Annotated in this window: 13 protein-coding genes; 9 read left to right on the top strand and 4 right to left on the bottom strand. The window is 62.6% G+C overall.

Annotated features, from left to right (window positions below; translation table 11 throughout):
• The first annotated feature begins 200 nt into the window (after window positions 1–200).
• Window positions 201–464: an acyl carrier protein gene (locus PHF15_RS14320; RefSeq protein WP_300122071.1), complete on the top strand. Its 264-nt coding sequence runs from the start codon at window positions 201–203 to the stop codon at window positions 462–464.
• On the opposite strand, the gene PHF15_RS14315 is transcribed toward PHF15_RS14320, so the two are convergent.
• Both PHF15_RS14315 and PHF15_RS14310 read right to left on the bottom strand, forming a co-directional pair.
• A complete protein-coding gene (locus PHF15_RS14315; protein ID WP_300122069.1) occupies window positions 428–1,108 on the bottom strand; it encodes a SagB/ThcOx family dehydrogenase in 681 nt (226 codons plus the stop codon). The genes PHF15_RS14320 and PHF15_RS14315 overlap by 37 nt on opposite strands.
• A 23-nt stretch (window positions 1,109–1,131) precedes the next feature.
• Window positions 1,132–1,557, bottom strand: a complete 426-nt coding sequence (locus PHF15_RS14310) for an Hsp20/alpha crystallin family protein (protein WP_300122067.1) — start codon at window positions 1,555–1,557, stop codon at window positions 1,132–1,134.
• A gap of 260 nt (window positions 1,558–1,817) precedes the next feature.
• Between PHF15_RS14310 and PHF15_RS14305 the strand changes: the two genes are divergently transcribed.
• From PHF15_RS14305 to PHF15_RS14285, 5 genes are all read left to right on the top strand, one after another.
• Window positions 1,818–2,927 carry a PAS domain S-box protein gene (locus PHF15_RS14305; RefSeq protein ID WP_300122065.1) on the top strand — a complete coding sequence of 370 codons (1,110 nt, stop codon included), beginning with the start codon at window positions 1,818–1,820 and terminating at the stop codon, window positions 2,925–2,927.
• Window positions 2,924–3,583: a response regulator transcription factor gene (locus PHF15_RS14300; protein WP_300122063.1), complete on the top strand. Its 660-nt coding sequence runs from the start codon at window positions 2,924–2,926 to the stop codon at window positions 3,581–3,583. The genes PHF15_RS14305 and PHF15_RS14300 overlap by 4 nt, the downstream gene beginning before the upstream one ends.
• Before the next feature lie 191 nt (window positions 3,584–3,774).
• On the top strand, window positions 3,775–4,560 hold the full coding sequence (locus PHF15_RS14295) for a helix-turn-helix domain-containing protein (protein ID WP_300122060.1): 786 nt from the start codon (window positions 3,775–3,777) through the stop codon (window positions 4,558–4,560).
• Window positions 4,561–4,749: 189 nt separating this feature from the next.
• Window positions 4,750–7,386 carry a chemotaxis protein CheB gene (locus PHF15_RS14290; RefSeq protein WP_300122058.1) on the top strand — a complete coding sequence of 879 codons (2,637 nt, stop codon included), beginning with the start codon at window positions 4,750–4,752 and terminating at the stop codon, window positions 7,384–7,386.
• Window positions 7,373–9,265, top strand: coding sequence for a diguanylate cyclase (locus tag PHF15_RS14285; protein WP_300122055.1), 1,893 nt, complete (start codon window positions 7,373–7,375; stop codon window positions 9,263–9,265). Before PHF15_RS14290 ends, PHF15_RS14285 begins: the two co-directional genes overlap by 14 nt.
• Window positions 9,266–9,276: 11 nt before the next feature.
• On the opposite strand, the gene PHF15_RS14280 is transcribed toward PHF15_RS14285, so the two are convergent.
• Complete coding sequence (locus tag PHF15_RS14280; RefSeq protein WP_300122053.1) at window positions 9,277–9,489, bottom strand: hypothetical protein; 213 nt, start codon at window positions 9,487–9,489, stop codon at window positions 9,277–9,279.
• A 122-nt stretch (window positions 9,490–9,611) separates the two neighbouring features.
• Window positions 9,612–10,742: a PQQ-dependent sugar dehydrogenase gene (locus PHF15_RS14275; RefSeq protein WP_300122073.1), complete on the bottom strand. Its 1,131-nt coding sequence runs from the start codon at window positions 10,740–10,742 to the stop codon at window positions 9,612–9,614.
• 146 nt (window positions 10,743–10,888) lie between these two features.
• Between PHF15_RS14275 and PHF15_RS14270 the strand changes: the two genes are divergently transcribed.
• From PHF15_RS14270 to PHF15_RS14260, 3 genes are all read left to right on the top strand, one after another.
• Window positions 10,889–12,103, top strand: a complete 1,215-nt coding sequence (locus tag PHF15_RS14270; protein WP_300122052.1) for an FAD-dependent monooxygenase — start codon at window positions 10,889–10,891, stop codon at window positions 12,101–12,103.
• A gap of 89 nt (window positions 12,104–12,192) precedes the next feature.
• Complete coding sequence (gene purL / locus PHF15_RS14265) at window positions 12,193–16,407, top strand: phosphoribosylformylglycinamidine synthase (RefSeq protein WP_300122049.1); 4,215 nt, start codon at window positions 12,193–12,195, stop codon at window positions 16,405–16,407.
• 10 nt (window positions 16,408–16,417) lie between these two features.
• Window positions 16,418–16,867 carry a GNAT family acetyltransferase gene (locus tag PHF15_RS14260; RefSeq protein ID WP_300122047.1) on the top strand — a complete coding sequence of 150 codons (450 nt, stop codon included), beginning with the start codon at window positions 16,418–16,420 and terminating at the stop codon, window positions 16,865–16,867.
• Window positions 16,868–16,898: the final 31 nt, after the last annotated feature.

The raw sequence follows: 16,898 nt of genomic DNA, 5'->3' as shown, positions 1-16,898 counted from the left end.
AACATAAATGCCGTTAAACTTTTCCATGACCTGTCTCCTCGTTAATGGCTCTGTGTTACGAAGTTCTCCAACCTCGAAACATAACCCACGTTTACGAGGTTGGCAGGTCATCCATCATGTCTACAAAGCCAGAAATCCAGGCTCTTATCCCCATGTAGGAGCGGCGCCCCCGCCGCGAATGCCTTTTGGAGCATCACCCTATGAACACTAACCAAGAAACGCTGTCCGCCACTGTCATGACCCTGCTGCGCGCCATTGCGCCGGAACTGGAGCCCGGTGCGCTCGATTTTGCGCGGCCGATGCGCAGCCAGGTTGATCTGGACTCGATGGACTGGCTGAACTTTTTGGTCAGCCTGAGCGAGCGCTTCGGGGTGGTGATCTCCGAAGCGGATTACGCCCGGCTGGTGACGTTCAACGACGTGCTGGACTATCTGGTGCCTGCACTCGCCGGCAAAAGCGGGTAGGGCGCCTTGCGGCCTACCGTTTGCGACAGCAAAACCTGTTGCTCAGTGCCCAGTCCCATCGCTTTGGCGAGCGCGTCGCGGTCGAGCCATGCGCGAATGACGGTGGCCAGATCTTCCGATGCGCAAAAAAGGTACACGTTTTGCGCCATGGCGCCGGCGCTGGTGTAGGCGTAGGCCATGCGCTGCGCCACCGGCACCAGTTTCATGCGCGAATAGTCGGCCACCATGATCAGGTCCAGCGGCGCGCTGTCCACAAAGTCCTGGTAGCCGGTGATGCGGCGCACATCGGTGGCGCGCACCAGGTGCAGCGCATGGCCCAGCGCCGCGTAGCGGTACAAACCGTTGGGCAGCGCCACATAGACGTCCACTTCCTGCGCGTTGAGGGCGCTGGGCGCTGTGCGCCCGCCCAAGGCCGGGCGGTTCAGCCCGGCCGCCGCCCACAGCAGGTTGGACAATATCTGCTGTGGTAGCGGCTCGGGCGCGAATTCGCGCTGCGACTGGCGCTGCGCCAGCGCCTGCATCAGCGGCATGCCACCGCTCATATTGGCCGCTGGCAGCACGATGGTGTCGGCGGCATCGCCATGGGTGGGCTCGGGTTTGAGTTGCCCGAGCAGGCCCATGGCCAGTTTGGTCAGGGTATTCATGGCTGATGTGGCGTGCGGCCGGCTTATTGAATGGCCAATTTTTTGGAGGATGTGCCGGCCTTCTTGGGCAGATCAAGGCTCAACACCCCGTTTTCATATTTGGCCACGGCCTTGGCGTCGTCCACCTCCTGCGACAGCGTGAAGACGCGCGACACCGTGCCGTAGTAGCGCTCGCTGTGGACCAGTTTGCCCTTTTCCTTGACGTCTTTTTCCCGGCGCGCCTCGGCGTCGATCTGGACCCGGTGGCCGTCGATGCGCACACTGATGTCTTCTTTTTTGACGCCTGGCAGGTCGGCCTGGATCTTGAAGGCGTTGTCTTTTTCGACCACGTCGAGCCGGATGTCGAGTTCATCGCCGCTGCCCGCCACGCGCATGGGTGCCAGGAAGCCGCGAAACACGGTCTCGAACGGGTCTTTTATGGTGGTGTCATGCAAACTCAGGTTGTTCATGATTTTCTCTCCACAGGTTAAATTTTAAAATGGCCGGACAATGACGTCTTGTCAAAGCAGCACCGGAAGAATATGAGCCCACCCCACCGCGCAGATGACAATTCTCAATCGTGGTGCAAACAGCGGGCAGATTTTGGCGAATCGGCCCTTTCACCCCTTCCAACCGGCCTGATGCGCGTGTCAGAATTCCTACCACGTCGTGCCGGAGGCCAACATGAACAATATTTGCAATCGCGCCAATCCTATGAGGAGTCGGCAAAATGAATACGCTTGCTGAGGCAACACCTGCCTCGATCAATTGCCCCTCTCACGAGCAAACGCAGTGTCTGCTCGGCGCTGTCCTCAAGCTGGTTCCCGATGCCATCGTCGGTACTGATCTGGACGGGCGCATCACCCTGTTCAACGCGGCTGCCGAGCGCGTCTTCGGGCACAGCAGCACCAGCGTGCAAGGCGAGCCGATCGAAATACTGATCCCTGTGCGCCTTCGCGCCGGTCACCGTGAAGCGCAGCAGCGTTTTGCCCACAATGGTGGCGACACCCGCATGATGGGATTGCGCCGCGTCAAGGGCTTGCGCGCCGACGGCCAGGAGATCGACCTCGAAGGCTACATTCGCCATGTGAAGCTGCCGCAGGGGGAATGGTCGCTGGTCAGTCTGCATGATGTCACCGCGCGTTTGCAGGCCGAGACGCAATTGCAGCATTCGCGCGCCCAGCTTGCCGAGCTGACCCGCAAGCTGATGACGCAGGAGCGGGTGCTGGTCAAGCGCCTGGCGCAGGTGCTGCACGACCAGCTGGGGCAGACGCTGGCCGCCATCCGCATGTGCCATGAAACCATCATTGCCTTGGAGACGGCTGAAACGCCTTCTGATTTCCATCGCCTGCACGAGCGCCTGGGCACCCTCATCGGGCAAGCGATTACCCAGGTCCGGCAGGTGCTGGTTGACCTGCGCCCGCCCTTGCTGGAAGAGCAGGGGCTCAGTGTGGCGCTCGACAACGAGCTGCGCAATCGCGCACAGGCGGCGCCCCAGATGGACATCACCATCCATGTGCCGCCAAACCTGGAAATCATGCGCTGGCCAGCCGAGGTCGAATATGCGGCCTTCATGGTGGTGCGCGAGGCGGTTGAAAACGCGCTGCGCCACTCGGGGGCAGACGCCATCGAAGTGGATCTCACGGGTGGTTCCCTGTCATTGCACCTCACCGTCTCCGACAACGGCGTCGGGCTGCCCGAGGGCGCAGGCCTAAGCGTGGGCCATTTGGGCATTCTGGGCATGCAGGAGCGCGCCCAGGCGGTGGGTGCCAGCGTCTCCTGCACGCGTGCCCAGGAGCGCGGCACCCGCGTCACGTTTCACTGGCAGTGTTTGTCATGACCACGCTTTACCTGGTGGACGACCATCAAATCATGCTCGACGGGCTGCGTGCCTTGCTTGAGGCGCGCGGCCACACGGTGCTTGGCGAGTCCTCCGAGCCGACCCAGGCGCTGGCCGACCTGCTGCGTCTGCGGCCCCAGGTGCTGCTGCTTGACCTGAATCTGGGCAGGCGCTCGGGGCTGGAACTGCAGACCGAGGTGCAGCGGCGCGGGCTGCCCGTGCGCACCGTGGTCCTGACCATGTCGGCGCAACCCCACCAAGTGGCCGAGGCGCTGCGTCTGGGTGCAAGCGCCTACGTGCTCAAGGGCTCGCCGGCGACTGAACTCATGGCCGCCATCGAGGCGGCGGTCAAGGGCAGGAAGTTTCTCGGTGCCGATGTGGCCGACCTGGCGCTGGAGGCCCTGATCGAGCAAGACTCCGACCCCCTGAGCCTGTTGTCGCCGCGCGAGCGGCAAATCATCTTGATGGTGGTCGAGGGGCACTCCAGCTCGGCCATTGGCACGACGCTGCATTTGTCGCCCAAGACCGTTGCCACCTACCGAAGCCGCCTGATGAAAAAGCTCGCGGTGACCGATGTCCCCAGCCTGGTGCGGCTGGCCGTGCGCTACAAACTCATTGACGCGGATGACCCCGCGTCCAGCCGCCGCCGCGATTAGGGATCAGGATTAGCTTGCGGGACAGATATTCAGCTCTGTCCCCAACTGATCACGCTGTCCACGCCTGCTGGCGTGTGCCATCAAACTCTCCCTACAGACGGCAGCGCCAGGCCGGCCTAAAGTTATTGCCAAGGATCGGCCATGACGCCCGCCGGGCGCGGTCACCGGGCAACGACAACGAGGGGCTTACCATGATGCACGCACAGACCTTGTCCACCACAGCAACCACAGCAACCACAGCAACCACTGCGCTCTGGAAGCCCAGTGGGCGCCACGCCGCCTTGAAGCACGAAAGCGACGAGCGCTGGTCCAGCTTGCAGGAACTGCACAGCCTGTTGCAATACGAGGGCCATCTGCAGGACGGCCAAGAGGGTGAAGTGTTCCGGCGTCGCCGTCTGAAAGCCGGCCAATCTGCGCTGATGATGGGCCAGCCGTTCGACGGGCTCTATGTGGTGCGGCTGGGCACGCTCCGAAGCTCAATCACGAATGCCGATGGCGGCATGCATGTGCTGTCGTTTCCCATGAAAGGCAATTTGCTGGGCTTTGACGGCATTTACAAGTACATCTATATGAGTGATGTGGTGGCCCTGACCGACTGCGATTTGATCCGCATTCCGGCCGCTGACCTGTTCGCCTCCGGGCGCGGCAACAATCATCTGGAGCACTTGGCCTATTGGGCCAGCAGCCGCGAGATCACGCAGGAACAATTGGCCTACTCTCTGACGCGCTCGGTCAAGTCCGAAGGCCGGGTGGCGCGCTTTCTGCAGACCATTTCGCAGCGCTTTGCCGACCTGGGCTATTCGCCCAACCGCTTCATTTTGCCGATGACGCGGCGCGACATCGGCCACCATCTGAGCGTCACGGTGGAAACGGTGAGCCGGGCGTTTTCGGCGCTGGTGCAGCAGGGCATCATCACGGTCGATTTTCGCGAAATCAATATTCTGTCGCACGAGGCCCTGTGCAATTTTGAGAGGTAGCGGGCGTGGCCGGCGTCAAGGCACTGGCGCCGAGGAAGGAAAGCGCGATCCAATCGTGCGTGCGTTCGCCGGGTTTTACGTCAGTCCTCGAAGGTAGTTCTCCATTTGATACTTGCTGCGCTTACAATTTTGCTTAAAAAAAGCACAGCTCGGATTGAGGATTGATACACCTTCACAGGGATTGATTGAGTGAACAAAGACAAGCTACCCGCAGCCAGCCCATCTTTTCCCATTGTCGGCATTGGTGCCTCGGCGGGCGGGTTGACGGCGCTGGAACAGTTTCTGTCTCACGTGCCGCATCATTGCGGCTTGGCTATTGTGGTGGTGCAACACCGCGATCCGCACAGCGAAGGCATGCTGGTGGAACTGCTGCAGCGCCATACGCCCATGCCGGTGCAGCAGGTGGCCGACCAGATGATGGTCGAGCCCGATCACGTGTATGTGATCCCGCCCGGCTTCGATATGTCATTGCTGCGCGGCGTGCTGCATTTGTTCGAGCCGACCGAAGCACGCGGTTTGCGCCAGCCCATTGACTTTTTCTTCAAGTCGCTCGCCGATGACCGGCAGCACAACAGCATCGGCGTTATTTTGTCGGGCATGGGCTCGGACGGCACGCTGGGGCTGCGGGCCATCCGCCAGGCCGGTGGCGCCGCCTTTGCGCAGACGCCTTCCTCGGCCCAGTTCGACAGCATGCCGCGCAGCGCCATCGATGCCGATGTGGTGGACGCCGTGGCCCCGGCCGACGAACTGCCGGCCAAGGTGATCGCTTTTGTCAAGCGCATTCGCCTGGTGGGCGACGTGCAGGCCCAGATCGAAGCCGAGTTTCAGCGCAGTGCGGCGGGTTTTCTGGACAAGATCCTGGTTTTGCTGCGCACCCATACCGGCCATGATTTTTCATCCTACAAAAAAAATACCATCATGCGGCGCGTCGAGCGCCGCATGGGGCTGCACCAGTTGTCGCGCATCGACGACTACCTGCGCTACGTGCGCGAGAACCCCAAAGAGGTGGAACTGCTGCTGGGCGAGTTGCTGATTGGGGTCACCAGCTTTTTTCGCGACCCGCAAGTGTGGGAGCAGGTCAGGCGCGACGTGCTGCCGACTTTGCAGGCCAATTACCCTGATGGTGCCACGCTGCGCGCCTGGATTCCCGGCTGTTCGACTGGCGAGGAGGCCTATTCGCTGGCCATGCTGTTCCGGGAATCGCTCGACACCATCAGCACCTCACAACGCTATAAATTGCAGATCTTTGCCTCCGATCTGGACAAGGACGCCATCTCGCGCGCCCGTGCCGGCGTTTATCCCCCGGCCATCTCCGCTGACGTGTCCGAGGCGCGCCTGAGGCGTTTTTTTGTGCCCGAGGGCGCGGGTTACCGGGTCAGCAATGACATCAGGGAAATGGTGATCTTTGCCGAACAAAACGTCATCTTCGATCCGCCCTTTACCAAGATCGATTTTTTGAGCTGCCGCAATTTGCTGATTTATCTGGAGTCCGGGCTGCAGGAGAAATTGCTGCAGTTGTTCCACTACAGCCTCATCTCCGGCGGCTGTTTGCTGCTGGGCAGTTCCGAGTCGGTTGGCTCCGCCAGCGTGCTGTTTTCGCCCTTGCCGGGCAAGAATCGGATTTACCGCCGGCTCGATTTGCCGGCACACGCCTTGCCCGCCGGCATGCCGGCTGCCTTTGATGCGGTCGCGGCGCGCCTGCCGGGTCTCGCCTTGCGCTCCCAGGGGTCATCGGCCGTGGCGCCCGACCTGCAAATGCTGGTGGAGCGTCTGGTGCTGGAGCAATTTGCACCTGCGGCGCTGCTGGTGAGCGGCAAGGGCGAGATGCTTTATTTCAGCGGCAAAACCGGGAAATACCTTGAGCCCGCCATTGGGAAACCCAGCCTGAATCTGTTCGCCATGGCGCGCGAAGGCATCAGACAAGCCTTGAATGAAGTTTTTTATCTGTCGGTTCGGGAAAACAGGCCAACCACGCTCAAGCGCGTCAGGATCGACACCGCCCGCCCGGCTCAATATGTCGATATCGCGGTGCAGCCGCTGAGCGAGCCGGTGGCCATGAACGGTATGGTGCTAGTTGTTTTCAGGGATGTGGCGGCCCCGCGCCCGCCCAAGCGCCATGCCCCGGTGGACGCGTCGGCCAGCGACGGGCAGCGCATCGAGGCGGCGCTGCAGGAATTGCAGCACGCCCGCGAAGACGCGCGCTCCACCCGCGAGGAAATGCAGACCTCGCAGGAGGAGCTGAAATCGGCCAACGAAGAGCTGCAGTCCACCAACGAAGAACTGCAATCGACCAACGAGGAGTTGACCACCTCGAAGGAAGAAATGCAGTCGATGAACGAAGAGTTGCAGACCATCAACAGTGAGCTGCAGCTCAAGGTGGCAGAGGTCTCGCGAGCCGGCAACGACATGCGCAACCTGCTCGACAGCACCGAGATTGCCATTTTGTTCCTCGACGAGACGCTGCATGTGCGCCGCTTCACGCCCTCGACCGCCAGAATTTTCAAGCTGATCCCAGGTGACGCCGGACGCAGCATCACGGACATCGTCTGCGACCTGGACTACCCGGGTCTCGGGGGCGACGCGCAGGATGTGTTGCGCACTTTGGTGTTCAAGGAGTCCGATGTGGCGGCCGCAGGCGGGCGTTGGTTCAAGGTGCGCATCATGCCCTACCGCACGCATGACAACCGCATCGACGGCCTGGTGATCACCTTTGTTGACATCAGCGTCAGCAAGAAGTTGGAGGCCGAGTTGCGCGAGGCACAAGCCAGGTTGCAGACCTTGATGGCTGACCCAAATTCCCGCAAGGCAGGCCATGGTGTTCCGTAAAAATCCGCCCGATCCCGCCGCCTTGCGCCAGCTCGCCATCGCGCGGCTGTCCGGGCGCAGCCGTCAGCCTGATGCGGCTGCCATGGATTTGCCGCAGGTTCAGCATTTGCTTGAGGAGCTGGAAATCCACCAGATTGAACTCGAGTTGCAAAACGAGCACCTCAATACCGCCAGGGCGCAACTGGAGCAGGCGCTGAACCAAAGCAACGAGCTTTACGACTTTTCACCGGTCGGCAGTGTGATGATCAACACCGATGGCGTCATCGCCAGGCTGAATCTGAGCGGTGCCCAAATGCTCGGCTCCGAACGCCTCCACCTGATGGGCAGCACATTCGGCCTCTATGTGGCCGAACCACAGCGCGCGCAATTCAATGCCATGCTGGAGCGCGCCCGGGCCGAGCGTGAGGCGCAGACGGCTGAGCTGATGTTGCAGATCGATGGACTGGCGCCCTTGCCGGTGCAAGTCAAGGTGGTCTGGATTGGCGCCGCTGTGGGCTGGCAGGTGGCGCTGATCGATGTCTCGGAGCGGCGTCGCATGGAAGCGCAACTGCGCGCCAGCGAGGAGCGCCTGACGCTGGCGCTTTCGGCGGTCGGCGACTGGGTTTGGGACTGGCAGGTCAGCCGTGATGAGGTCACGATTTCAGAGGGTTTTGCGCAGATGGTGGGGGTTTCCGGCGCGGATCTGGGGCGCACGGCGTCAGAGGTGATGCGCTTCATCCACCCCGATGACAAGCCGAAGCTCCTGAAAAAGCTGCAGAATTGCATCAATGGCATCAGCGAGCGTTATGTCATTGAATACCGCGTGGTGTGCCCCGACGGCAACAGCAAATGGCTGCTGGCCCGCGGTGCCGTGGTGCTGCGCTCGGAAGACGGCAAGGCCTTGCGCCTGGTGGGCACCCTGGTCGAGGTTTCGAACAGAAAGCAGATCGAAGCCGAACTGTCGGCGGCAGCCCAGTTTCAGCAAGCGGTGTTTGATTCCATTTCGGCGCAGATCGCGGTGCTGGACCAGACGGGCACCATTGTGCAGACCAATGCGGCCTGGAGCGACTATGCTTCAAGGTTCCATTTCGAGAAGTCGGTCGGCAGAAACTACCTGACGCTTTTGGCCGATCAATTTGTCATGGCGCCGGCAACGGTTGAGGCTGTGGCGGCCGGCATGGCTCAGATCGTTGCCGGTGAAACGCTTTTTTTCCATCATTTGGAACCCATCCAGTGCCAATGCCACGAGTGCTGGTTCACCCTCAAGATCACGCCGGTGCACGACGCGGCGCGCCGCTTGGTGGTGACACACGAAGATGTCAGCGTTCTCAAACAGGCCGAGCTCGCCAGCTTGGCGCTGGCCAATGTGGACGCCCTGACCGGCGCCTTTAGCCGCCATCATTTCTTGAAACTCGCCGAGCAGGAACTGATGCGTTCAGTGCGCTATGCCTTGCCTTTGGTGGCGCTGATGCTAGATCTGGATCACTTCAAGCAGATCAACGACAGCTACGGACATTCGGCGGGCGACGCGGTGTTGAAAGGCTTTGTGCAAACGGTCAAAAGCGTCCTGCGCGAGTCCGATGTGATTGGGCGCATCGGCGGTGAAGAGTTCGCCGTGCTGCTGCCCAACACCACGCAACAGGGGGGCGTTGCGCTGGCTCACCGGATCCTTGAAAGCGTGCGATCAAGTTCGGTTGACATCTGTGGTCTGCGCATTCCGTACACGGTGAGCGTTGGCGCCGGTTGCCTGACCAATCAGAAGTCTTTTGCCGAATTGCTGGGCCAGTGCGACACCGCACTTTACCGGGCCAAACACGGTGGGCGTGACCGCCTTGAGTTGAGCTGGCAAGACTCGCCTGGGCAGCGCAATGGTGGCGAACCCCGTCTTGCCACGGCCTGACGCTGCCGCGACTACAGGGCGTCTTCGGCCAGCTTGCTTGACTCGCCCAGGCAGTCGTCGCGCCAGGTGCAATCGAGCTGGTCGCATGCGCCCTGGATGGCGCTGCCGTAGCAGTCAAAATTGCCTTCTGCGACCTGTATTTTTTTGATCAGCTCGGTTTTTGACAGCTTGCCGGGCTCGACGTCAAGGGTCTTGGCCAACTGGCGAATGTTTTTCATGCTCATGTGTGTGTCTCCTATTTGGATGAGTTGCTTTGGGCGCGGCTTGGCAGCAAAACCCGGAGTCACTTTAAGAAATGACGAGCCGTCGGCACTTGCGAATTCGCAAGTGCCGTCCTGCTGCCGGCCTATTTCGGCTGCAGCCTGAGCAGGCGCCCGCGGGCGTTGTCGGTGAGCACATACAGCAGGCCATCGGGCCCCTGGCGCACATCGCGGATGCGTTCGCCCAGGTCGGCCAGCAATTTGTGCTCCCGCATCACCTTGCCCTCGAAGGGCTTGTTGAGTTCGATGCGGTCGAGGTAGCCAAATTTGAGCGAGCCCACCAGCAGGTCGCCAACCCAGGCCTGGCCGTAGCGGGCGCTGGCCACAAACGCCATGCCAGACGGCGCGATCGACGGCACCCAGTAGTGAAGCGGCTGCGCCATGCCGGCTTTGGCGCCGAGTCCGTCCCCAATCGGGCCGCCACCGTAGTTTTCGCCATAGGTGATCACCGGCCAGCCGTAGTTGCGCCCGGGCTCGATCAGGTTGATCTCATCGCCGCCCTGGGGTCCGTGCTCATGCGCCCACAGCACGCCCTTGGGCGACAGCGCCAGCCCCTGCGGATTGCGGTGGCCGTAGGACCAGATTTCGGGCAAGGCGCCCGCCGTGTTGACAAACGGGTTGTCCGCGGGCACGCGGCCGTCCTTGCCGATGCGGATGATCTTGCCGTGGTGGTTGTTCAGCGTTTGCGCGTCGTCCTTGCGCACAAAGCGCTCGCCCAGCGTCATAAAAAGCAGGCCATCGGGCTGGTCACCAGCCTGGCTCTCGGCGATGCGGCAGCCAAAATGGGCGCTGCTGGCCACCTTGGGTTTGGCGCTGAAAATCACCCGCACCGACTCAAGCCGGGTACGGTCGTCGGACAGCTTGGCGCGGACCAGCGCCGTGCTGTTGCCGTCCGCGCCAGGCTCGGAAAAGCACAAGAACAGGGTGCGATTGCGGGCAAAGTCGCCATCCAGCATCACATCGAGCAAACCGCCCTGGCCGCGCGCGGCCACATCGGGCAGGCCGCTCACCGCGGCGTTGATGCGGCCGTCGGCCTCGATCACGCGCAGGCGCCCGGGGCGCTCGGTCACCAGAAACCGGCCCTGCGGCAAAAACGCCAGCGCCCAGGGATGTTCCAGCCCCTGCGCGACCACCTCGGGCCGCACGGTCTGGGCATGCGCCGCCAGCGCCAGGCTGGCCAAACTTGCCAGCAACGTCGTTTTGATCCACCGGGTCATGTTTCGCATGGGCTGCTCCGCTTGCTTGCATTCAAAAGCATGGTAGCGCGGGTCTTTATGCGGCGGCGCTGGCGCAGTCTGTCAGCCTTGTGCAGTGTTGGGAATTGACAATGCAGCATCTTCACACCATGGACAGAGTTTTAGAGATGCGCAAAGTGCTAATCGCCGGGGGTGGTATTGGCGGCCTGAGTGCCGCTTTGGCGTGTGCCCGCGCGGGCGCCGAGGTGGCGCTGTTCGAGCGCAGCGCCGAATTTTCTGAATTTGGCGCAGGCATTCAACTGGGCCCGAACGTGGTGAAGGTTTTGTACGGCTGGGGGCTGCAGGACGCCTTGCACGAGGTGGTGGCTTGCCCCGACCGGCTGCAGGTGCGCAGCGCCACCACCGGCTCTGAATTGGGCGTGCTGCGCCTCGGCGAAGCGTTCGCCCGGCGCTACGGCGCGCCTTACTACACCATCCACCGGGCCGACCTGCACGCGCTGCTGCTGGCGGCGCTGCAACAGCAGGGCGGGGCGGCTTTGAACCTGGCCAGTTCGGTGGTCAGTTTCGAGCAGACCGACGCCGATATTGCGTTGCAGTTGGCCCACGACGAGGTCGTGCGCGGCGACCTGCTGGTGGGCGCGGATGGCGCCTGGAGTGGCATTCGCCAGCAGTTGCTCAATGATGGCACACCGCAGCCGACCGGGCATCTGGCCTACCGGGCGCTGATCTCGCAGGCGCGCCTGCCCGAGCATTTGCGCACCACCCAGGTCACCGCCTGGCTCGGTCCGAGGATGCATGTGGTGCAGTACCCGGTGCGCCGCGGCGAATGGCTTAATGTGGTGGCCATCGTGCATGGCAAGGTGCAGGGCGACATGTCGTGCTGGGATCACAGCGGCAACGCGGCCGAACTGCAAAAGCGCCTGAACGCCACCTGCAAGCCGCTCCATGATCTGATCCTGGCGGTGCCGGGCTGGCGCTTGTGGGCCTTGAGCATTCGCCCACCCATGCGCAGCGCCCGGGAGCAGGCCCAGGGCCGCGTGGCCCTGCTGGGCGACGCGGCGCACCCGATGGTGCCGTACCTGGCTCAGGGGGCGGGCATGGCGATCGAAGACGCCGCGGTGCTGGCGCGGATGCTGGAGCGGGGTGGCTTTTTTGCGGATGCGACTGCCAATGGCTCTTCCGATCCGGGCGATCGGGTGCCCAGCCTGTTGCAACGCTACGCCCTGCAGCGCTGGCAGCGCAACGCCCGGGTGCAGGCGCGCGCCATCCGCAACGGCGCCATTTTTCATGCCGGCGGGCTGATGGGCTTGGGGCGCAATGTGGCCATGAAAGTGTTGGGAGAGGGTCTGTTGGACCTGCCCTGGCTGTATCGCGGCGTCTGAGCGGCAGTTAAAATCCAGCTACTTTTTGCGTGGCAGCTGCCGGTTTTCACGCATTTTTCCCGTTAGTCTCTCGCTTTGGGGCCCTCCAATTGACTCTGCACATCACTTCCATCGAGGGCGGTAGCGCCCTTGGCGATTTCCGTGTTCAACAACTTCTGCCGGGCCTGCAAGCCGGGCACGACAAGATCAATGGCATCGCCGCGCGCTACGTGCATCTGGTGGCATCGAGCGAAGCCCCGTCGGCGTCGCTCAAGGACCAGTTGGCCGCGCTGCTGAACTACGGCGAGCCCTACGCCGGGTCGCTCGATGGCGCGCTGATCGTGGTCACGCCGCGCTTTGGCACGGTGTCGCCCTGGGCCTCCAAGGCCACCGACATTGCGCACAACTGCGGCCTGGCGGTGCACCGGGTCGAGCGCATCGTGGAATACCGCCTCAGCCTCAAAAACGGCCTGTTGGGCAAGCCTGCTCTGACCCAGGCGCAACTGGCCCAGGTGGCCGGTTTGCTGCACGACCGCATGACCGAAAGCGTCATGTTCGACCGCACGACCGCCTTCAACCTGTTTGCCAGCCTGCCCGCCGCACCGATGGCCCATGTCGATGTGCTGGCCGGTGGCAAACCCGCGCTGCTGGCCGCCAACACCGAGTTCGGCCTCGCGCTGGCCGACGACGAGATGGATTACCTGGTGCAGGCCTTTACCCAACTGCAGCGCAACCCCACTGATGTGGAACTGATGATGTTCGCCCAGGCCAACAGCGAGCATTGCCGCCACAAGATTTTTAACGCCGAGTTCACCATCGACGGCGTGGCCCAGCCGCACAGCCTGTTCGGCATGATTCGCCACACCCATCAGACCAACCCGCAGCACATGCTGGTGGCCTACTCCGACAACGCCTCGGTGATGGCGGGCAGCGTGGTGGAGCGCTTCAGCGCGCCGTCCGCCGCCGTGGCCGGTCTGGTGAGCTATGGCAAACAAAGCGCCACCCAGCACATTCTGATGAAGGTGGAAACCCACAACCACCCCACCGCCATATCTCCTTTCCCCGGCGCCGCCACCGGTGCCGGCGGCGAGATTCGCGATGAAGGCGCCACCGGCCGCGGCTCCAAGCCCAAAGCCGGCCTGACCGGCTTCACTGTGTCCAAAATTAATTGGGGTCAGATTCCAATTAATTCCAGACCCGTCATTGCGAGGAGCGACGCGACGCGGCAATCCACGCAAGAAGAGGGCATGGATCGCCACGCTGCGCTCGCGATGACGGCTAACGGCGGCAATTACGGCAAGCCAGCGCACATTGCCAGCCCGCTGCAGATCATGATCGAGGGGCCGCTGGGTGGTGCGGCGTTCAACAACGAATTTGGCCGACCCAATCTGCTCGGCTACTTTCGCGAATACGAGCAAAGCCTGAATTACACGGTCAAAGATGCGGCTGGAAAGGCACAGGCGCACACCGAGCAGCGCGGCTACCACAAGCCGATCATGCTGGCCGGCGGTTTGGGCGTGATCGATGCCACGCAAACGCACAAAATTCAGTTTCCGGCGGGCACGCTGCTGATCCAACTGGGCGGCCCGGGCATGCGCATCGGCATGGGCGGCGGCGCGGCCAGCTCCATGACCACCGGCGACAACGCCGCGCACCTTGACTTCGACTCGGTGCAACGCGGCAACCCGGAGATCGAGCGGCGCGCTCAGGAAGTGATTAACCAGTGCTGGCTGATGACCGAGGTCAACCCGATCCTGGCGATCCACGACGTCGGCGCCGGCGGCCTCTCCAACGCCTTCCCCGAACTGACCAACGATGCCGGGCGCGGCGCCTTGTTCGACTTGCGCGCGGTGCCGCTCGAAGAATCGGGCCTGGCGCCCAAGGAAATCTGGTCCAACGAAAGCCAGGAGCGCTACGTGCTGGCCATCGCGCCCGAGTCACTCGAACTGTTCAAAGCCCTGTGCGAGCGCGAGCGCTGCCCGTTTGCCGTGGTCGGCGTGGCTACCGAGGCGCGCCAATTGGTGGTGGGCGATGTCGATCTGGACACAGCCAAAACGGTCCAGGCCGAGTCAGACCTGCCTGTCAATATGCCGATGAACGTGTTGCTCGGCAAGCCGCCAAAAATGCAGCGCGATGTCAAGACGGTGCTGCGCAAGTTTGCCCCCGTCAACCTGACCGATGTCGCGCTGCAACAGGTCGCCATCGACGTGCTGGCGCACCCCACGGTGTCGTCCAAGCGCTTTCTGGTCACCATTGGCGACCGTACCGTGGGTGGCCTCACACACCGTGACCAGATGGTGGGTCCCTGGCAGGTGCCGGTGGCAGACTGCGCCGTCACCCTGGCCGACTTCAAGGGTTTTGCGGGTGAGGCCATGGCTATCGGCGAGCGCACGCCGCTGGCCACGGTGAATGCGCCCGCCAGCGGCCGCATGGCGGTGGCCGAGGCCATCACCAACCTGCTGGCCGCGCCCATGGCACTGGACCGCGTCAAGCTCTCCGCCAACTGGATGGCGGCTTGCGGCGAACCCGGCGAGGATGCTGCTTTGTACGAGACGGTCAAGGCGGTAGGCCTGGAACTGTGCCCGGCGCTGGGCATTTCGATCCCGGTGGGCAAGGATTCGCTCTCCATGCGCACGCAGTGGAAAGACGAAGCCGGTAACGCCAAAAAAGTGACCTCGCCGGTGTCGCTGATCGTGTCCGCTTTTGCCACGCTGGCCGATGTGCGCGGCACCCTGACACCGCAACTCGACGCCACTGAAGACAGCACGCTGATCCTGGTTGATTTGGGACACGGCAAGAACCGCATGGGCGGCAGCATCCTGGCGCAAACCCTGGGCCAGATGGGCGACGAAGTGCCCGACCTGGACGACCCGCAGGATCTGGTGAACCTGGTCAAGGCGGTCAACGCCCTGCGCGCGCAGGGCCAGATTCTGGCCTACCACGACCGCAGCGACGGCGGCCTGTTCGCCGCCGCCTGCGAGATGGCTTTTGCTGGCCATGTGGGGGTGGCGCTCAATGTTGATATGCTGGTGACCGAGGGCGACGGCATTTCCGACAGCCGCATGGACTGGGGCGACGCCAAAAACTGGGCCAGCCAGGTCAGCGGCCGCCGCGATGAACTCACGCTCAAGGCGCTGTTCAGCGAAGAGCTGGGCGTGCTGCTGCAGGTGCACACGGCCGACAGGAACGCGGTCATGCAGGTGCTGCGCGATCACCAACTGAGCCAGCACAGCCATGTGGTGGGCAAGACCCGCCCGGCCGGTTCGACCATTACGATGGGCATTGGCGAGGTGCAGGTGTGGCGCGATGCCAAGTCCATTTTCAGCGCCAAACTGGCTGACCTGCACCAGGTCTGGGATGCCACCAGCTGGAAGATTTGCCGGCAACGCGACAACCCGGCCTGCGCTGATGCCGAGCACGCCGCGGCGGGTGAGCCGTCCGACCCGGGGCTGCATGTCAAGCTCGTCATTGCGAGCGAAGCGCGGCCATCCATGGCCCCTGAAGCCATGGATTGCCACGGCGCTGACGCGCCTCGCAATGACGGTCCGACCCTCATGCTGTCGCGCCCCAAGGTGGCGGTGCTGCGCGAGCAGGGTGTCAACTCGCATGTGGAAATGGCCTACGCCTTTACCGAAGCGGGTTTTGAAGCTTTTGATGTGCACATGACCGACCTGCAGAGTGGCCGCGCCAATCTGGCCGACTTCAAGGGTGTGGTGGCTTGCGGTGGTTTCAGTTACGGCGACACGCTCGGTGCCGGCATCGGCTGGGCGCGCTCGATCACCTTCAACCCGGTTCTGGCCGACCAGTTCAAGGCCTTTTTTGCGCGCCTGGACACCTTCGGCCTGGGCGTGTGCAACGGCTGTCAGATGTTTGCCGAGCTGGCCGACATCATTCCCGGCGCGCAGGACTGGCCGCGTTTCACCACCAACCAGAGTGAGCGTTTTGAGGCGCGCCTGAGCATGGTCGAAGTGCTGGATTCGCCGTCGTTATTCTTCAAGGGAATGGCCGGCAGCCATCTGCCGATTGCGGTTGCGCACGGTGAGGGTTATGCCAACTTCAGGCACCGCGGCAACGCCGCAAAAACAATAGCGGCCATGCGCTTCACCGACAACCATGGCGTGGCCACAGAGGCCTACCCGTTCAACCCGAACGGCAGTCCGGGCGGCCTGACGGCCGTGACCACGGCGGACGGCCGCTTTACCGCCATGATGCCGCACCCCGAGCGCGTGTTCCGCAACATCCAGATGAGCTGGACTTCTCTCGATCCAGACGACTTCAGCCCGTGGATGCAGCTGTGGCGCAATGCGCGCAAGTGGGTGGGGTGATAGCAGGCCTATGTGTCCCATCATCGAGTACTCTGATGCCATTCACCGGGCCCAGGTGATGGCCTTGTGGCAAGTGGCGTTCGGCTATGAAGATGCCCACAACGCACCAGACTTGGTCATTGACAAAAAACTGGCAATGGATGACGGCTTGTTTTTTGTCGCTATGGCCGAGGGGGCGGTTGCCGGGACGATCATGGCGGGTTATGACGGACACCGTGGCTGGCTCTATTCGGTCGCGGTGCATCCGGCGCAGCGTAAACAGGGTCTGGGTGGCGCGCTGGTGCGTCATGCGGAAAACGCGTTGATCCGACGGGGCTGTTTGAAGATCAATCTCCAGATCCGGGGTGGCAACGAGCGCGTGGCAGCGTTTTACGAGTCGCTGGGTTTTGTGATCGAGCCGCGGGTCAGCATGGGCAAACGAATCGGTCAAAACATTCAGGCGGCGTTGCCACCGTGGTGAAAAACACAATTGATGCGGGAACGCTGGACAA

This window comes from Rhodoferax sp., assembly GCF_028689295.1.
In the GTDB taxonomy this organism is placed as follows: domain Bacteria; phylum Pseudomonadota; class Gammaproteobacteria; order Burkholderiales; family Burkholderiaceae_C; genus Rhodoferax.
The sequence above is the reverse complement of the archived record's forward strand: the minus strand, read 5'-3'. Positions and strand labels throughout refer to the sequence as shown.

Coding starts and splice junctions, on each gene's coding strand:
- PHF15_RS14320 (WP_300122071.1), top strand. CDS start 201: ATGAACACTAACCAAGAAACGCTGTCCGCCACTGTCATGACCCTGCTG.
- PHF15_RS14315 (WP_300122069.1), bottom strand. CDS start 1,108: ATGAATACCCTGACCAAACTGGCCATGGGCCTGCTCGGGCAACTCAAA.
- PHF15_RS14310 (WP_300122067.1), bottom strand. CDS start 1,557: ATGAACAACCTGAGTTTGCATGACACCACCATAAAAGACCCGTTCGAG.
- PHF15_RS14305 (WP_300122065.1), top strand. CDS start 1,818: ATGAATACGCTTGCTGAGGCAACACCTGCCTCGATCAATTGCCCCTCT.
- PHF15_RS14300 (WP_300122063.1), top strand. CDS start 2,924: ATGACCACGCTTTACCTGGTGGACGACCATCAAATCATGCTCGACGGG.
- PHF15_RS14295 (WP_300122060.1), top strand. CDS start 3,775: ATGATGCACGCACAGACCTTGTCCACCACAGCAACCACAGCAACCACA.
- PHF15_RS14285 (WP_300122055.1), top strand. CDS start 7,373: ATGGTGTTCCGTAAAAATCCGCCCGATCCCGCCGCCTTGCGCCAGCTC.
- PHF15_RS14280 (WP_300122053.1), bottom strand. CDS start 9,489: ATGAGCATGAAAAACATTCGCCAGTTGGCCAAGACCCTTGACGTCGAG.
- PHF15_RS14275 (WP_300122073.1), bottom strand. CDS start 10,742: ATGACCCGGTGGATCAAAACGACGTTGCTGGCAAGTTTGGCCAGCCTG.
- PHF15_RS14270 (WP_300122052.1), top strand. CDS start 10,889: ATGCGCAAAGTGCTAATCGCCGGGGGTGGTATTGGCGGCCTGAGTGCC.
- PHF15_RS14260 (WP_300122047.1), top strand. CDS start 16,418: ATGTGTCCCATCATCGAGTACTCTGATGCCATTCACCGGGCCCAGGTG.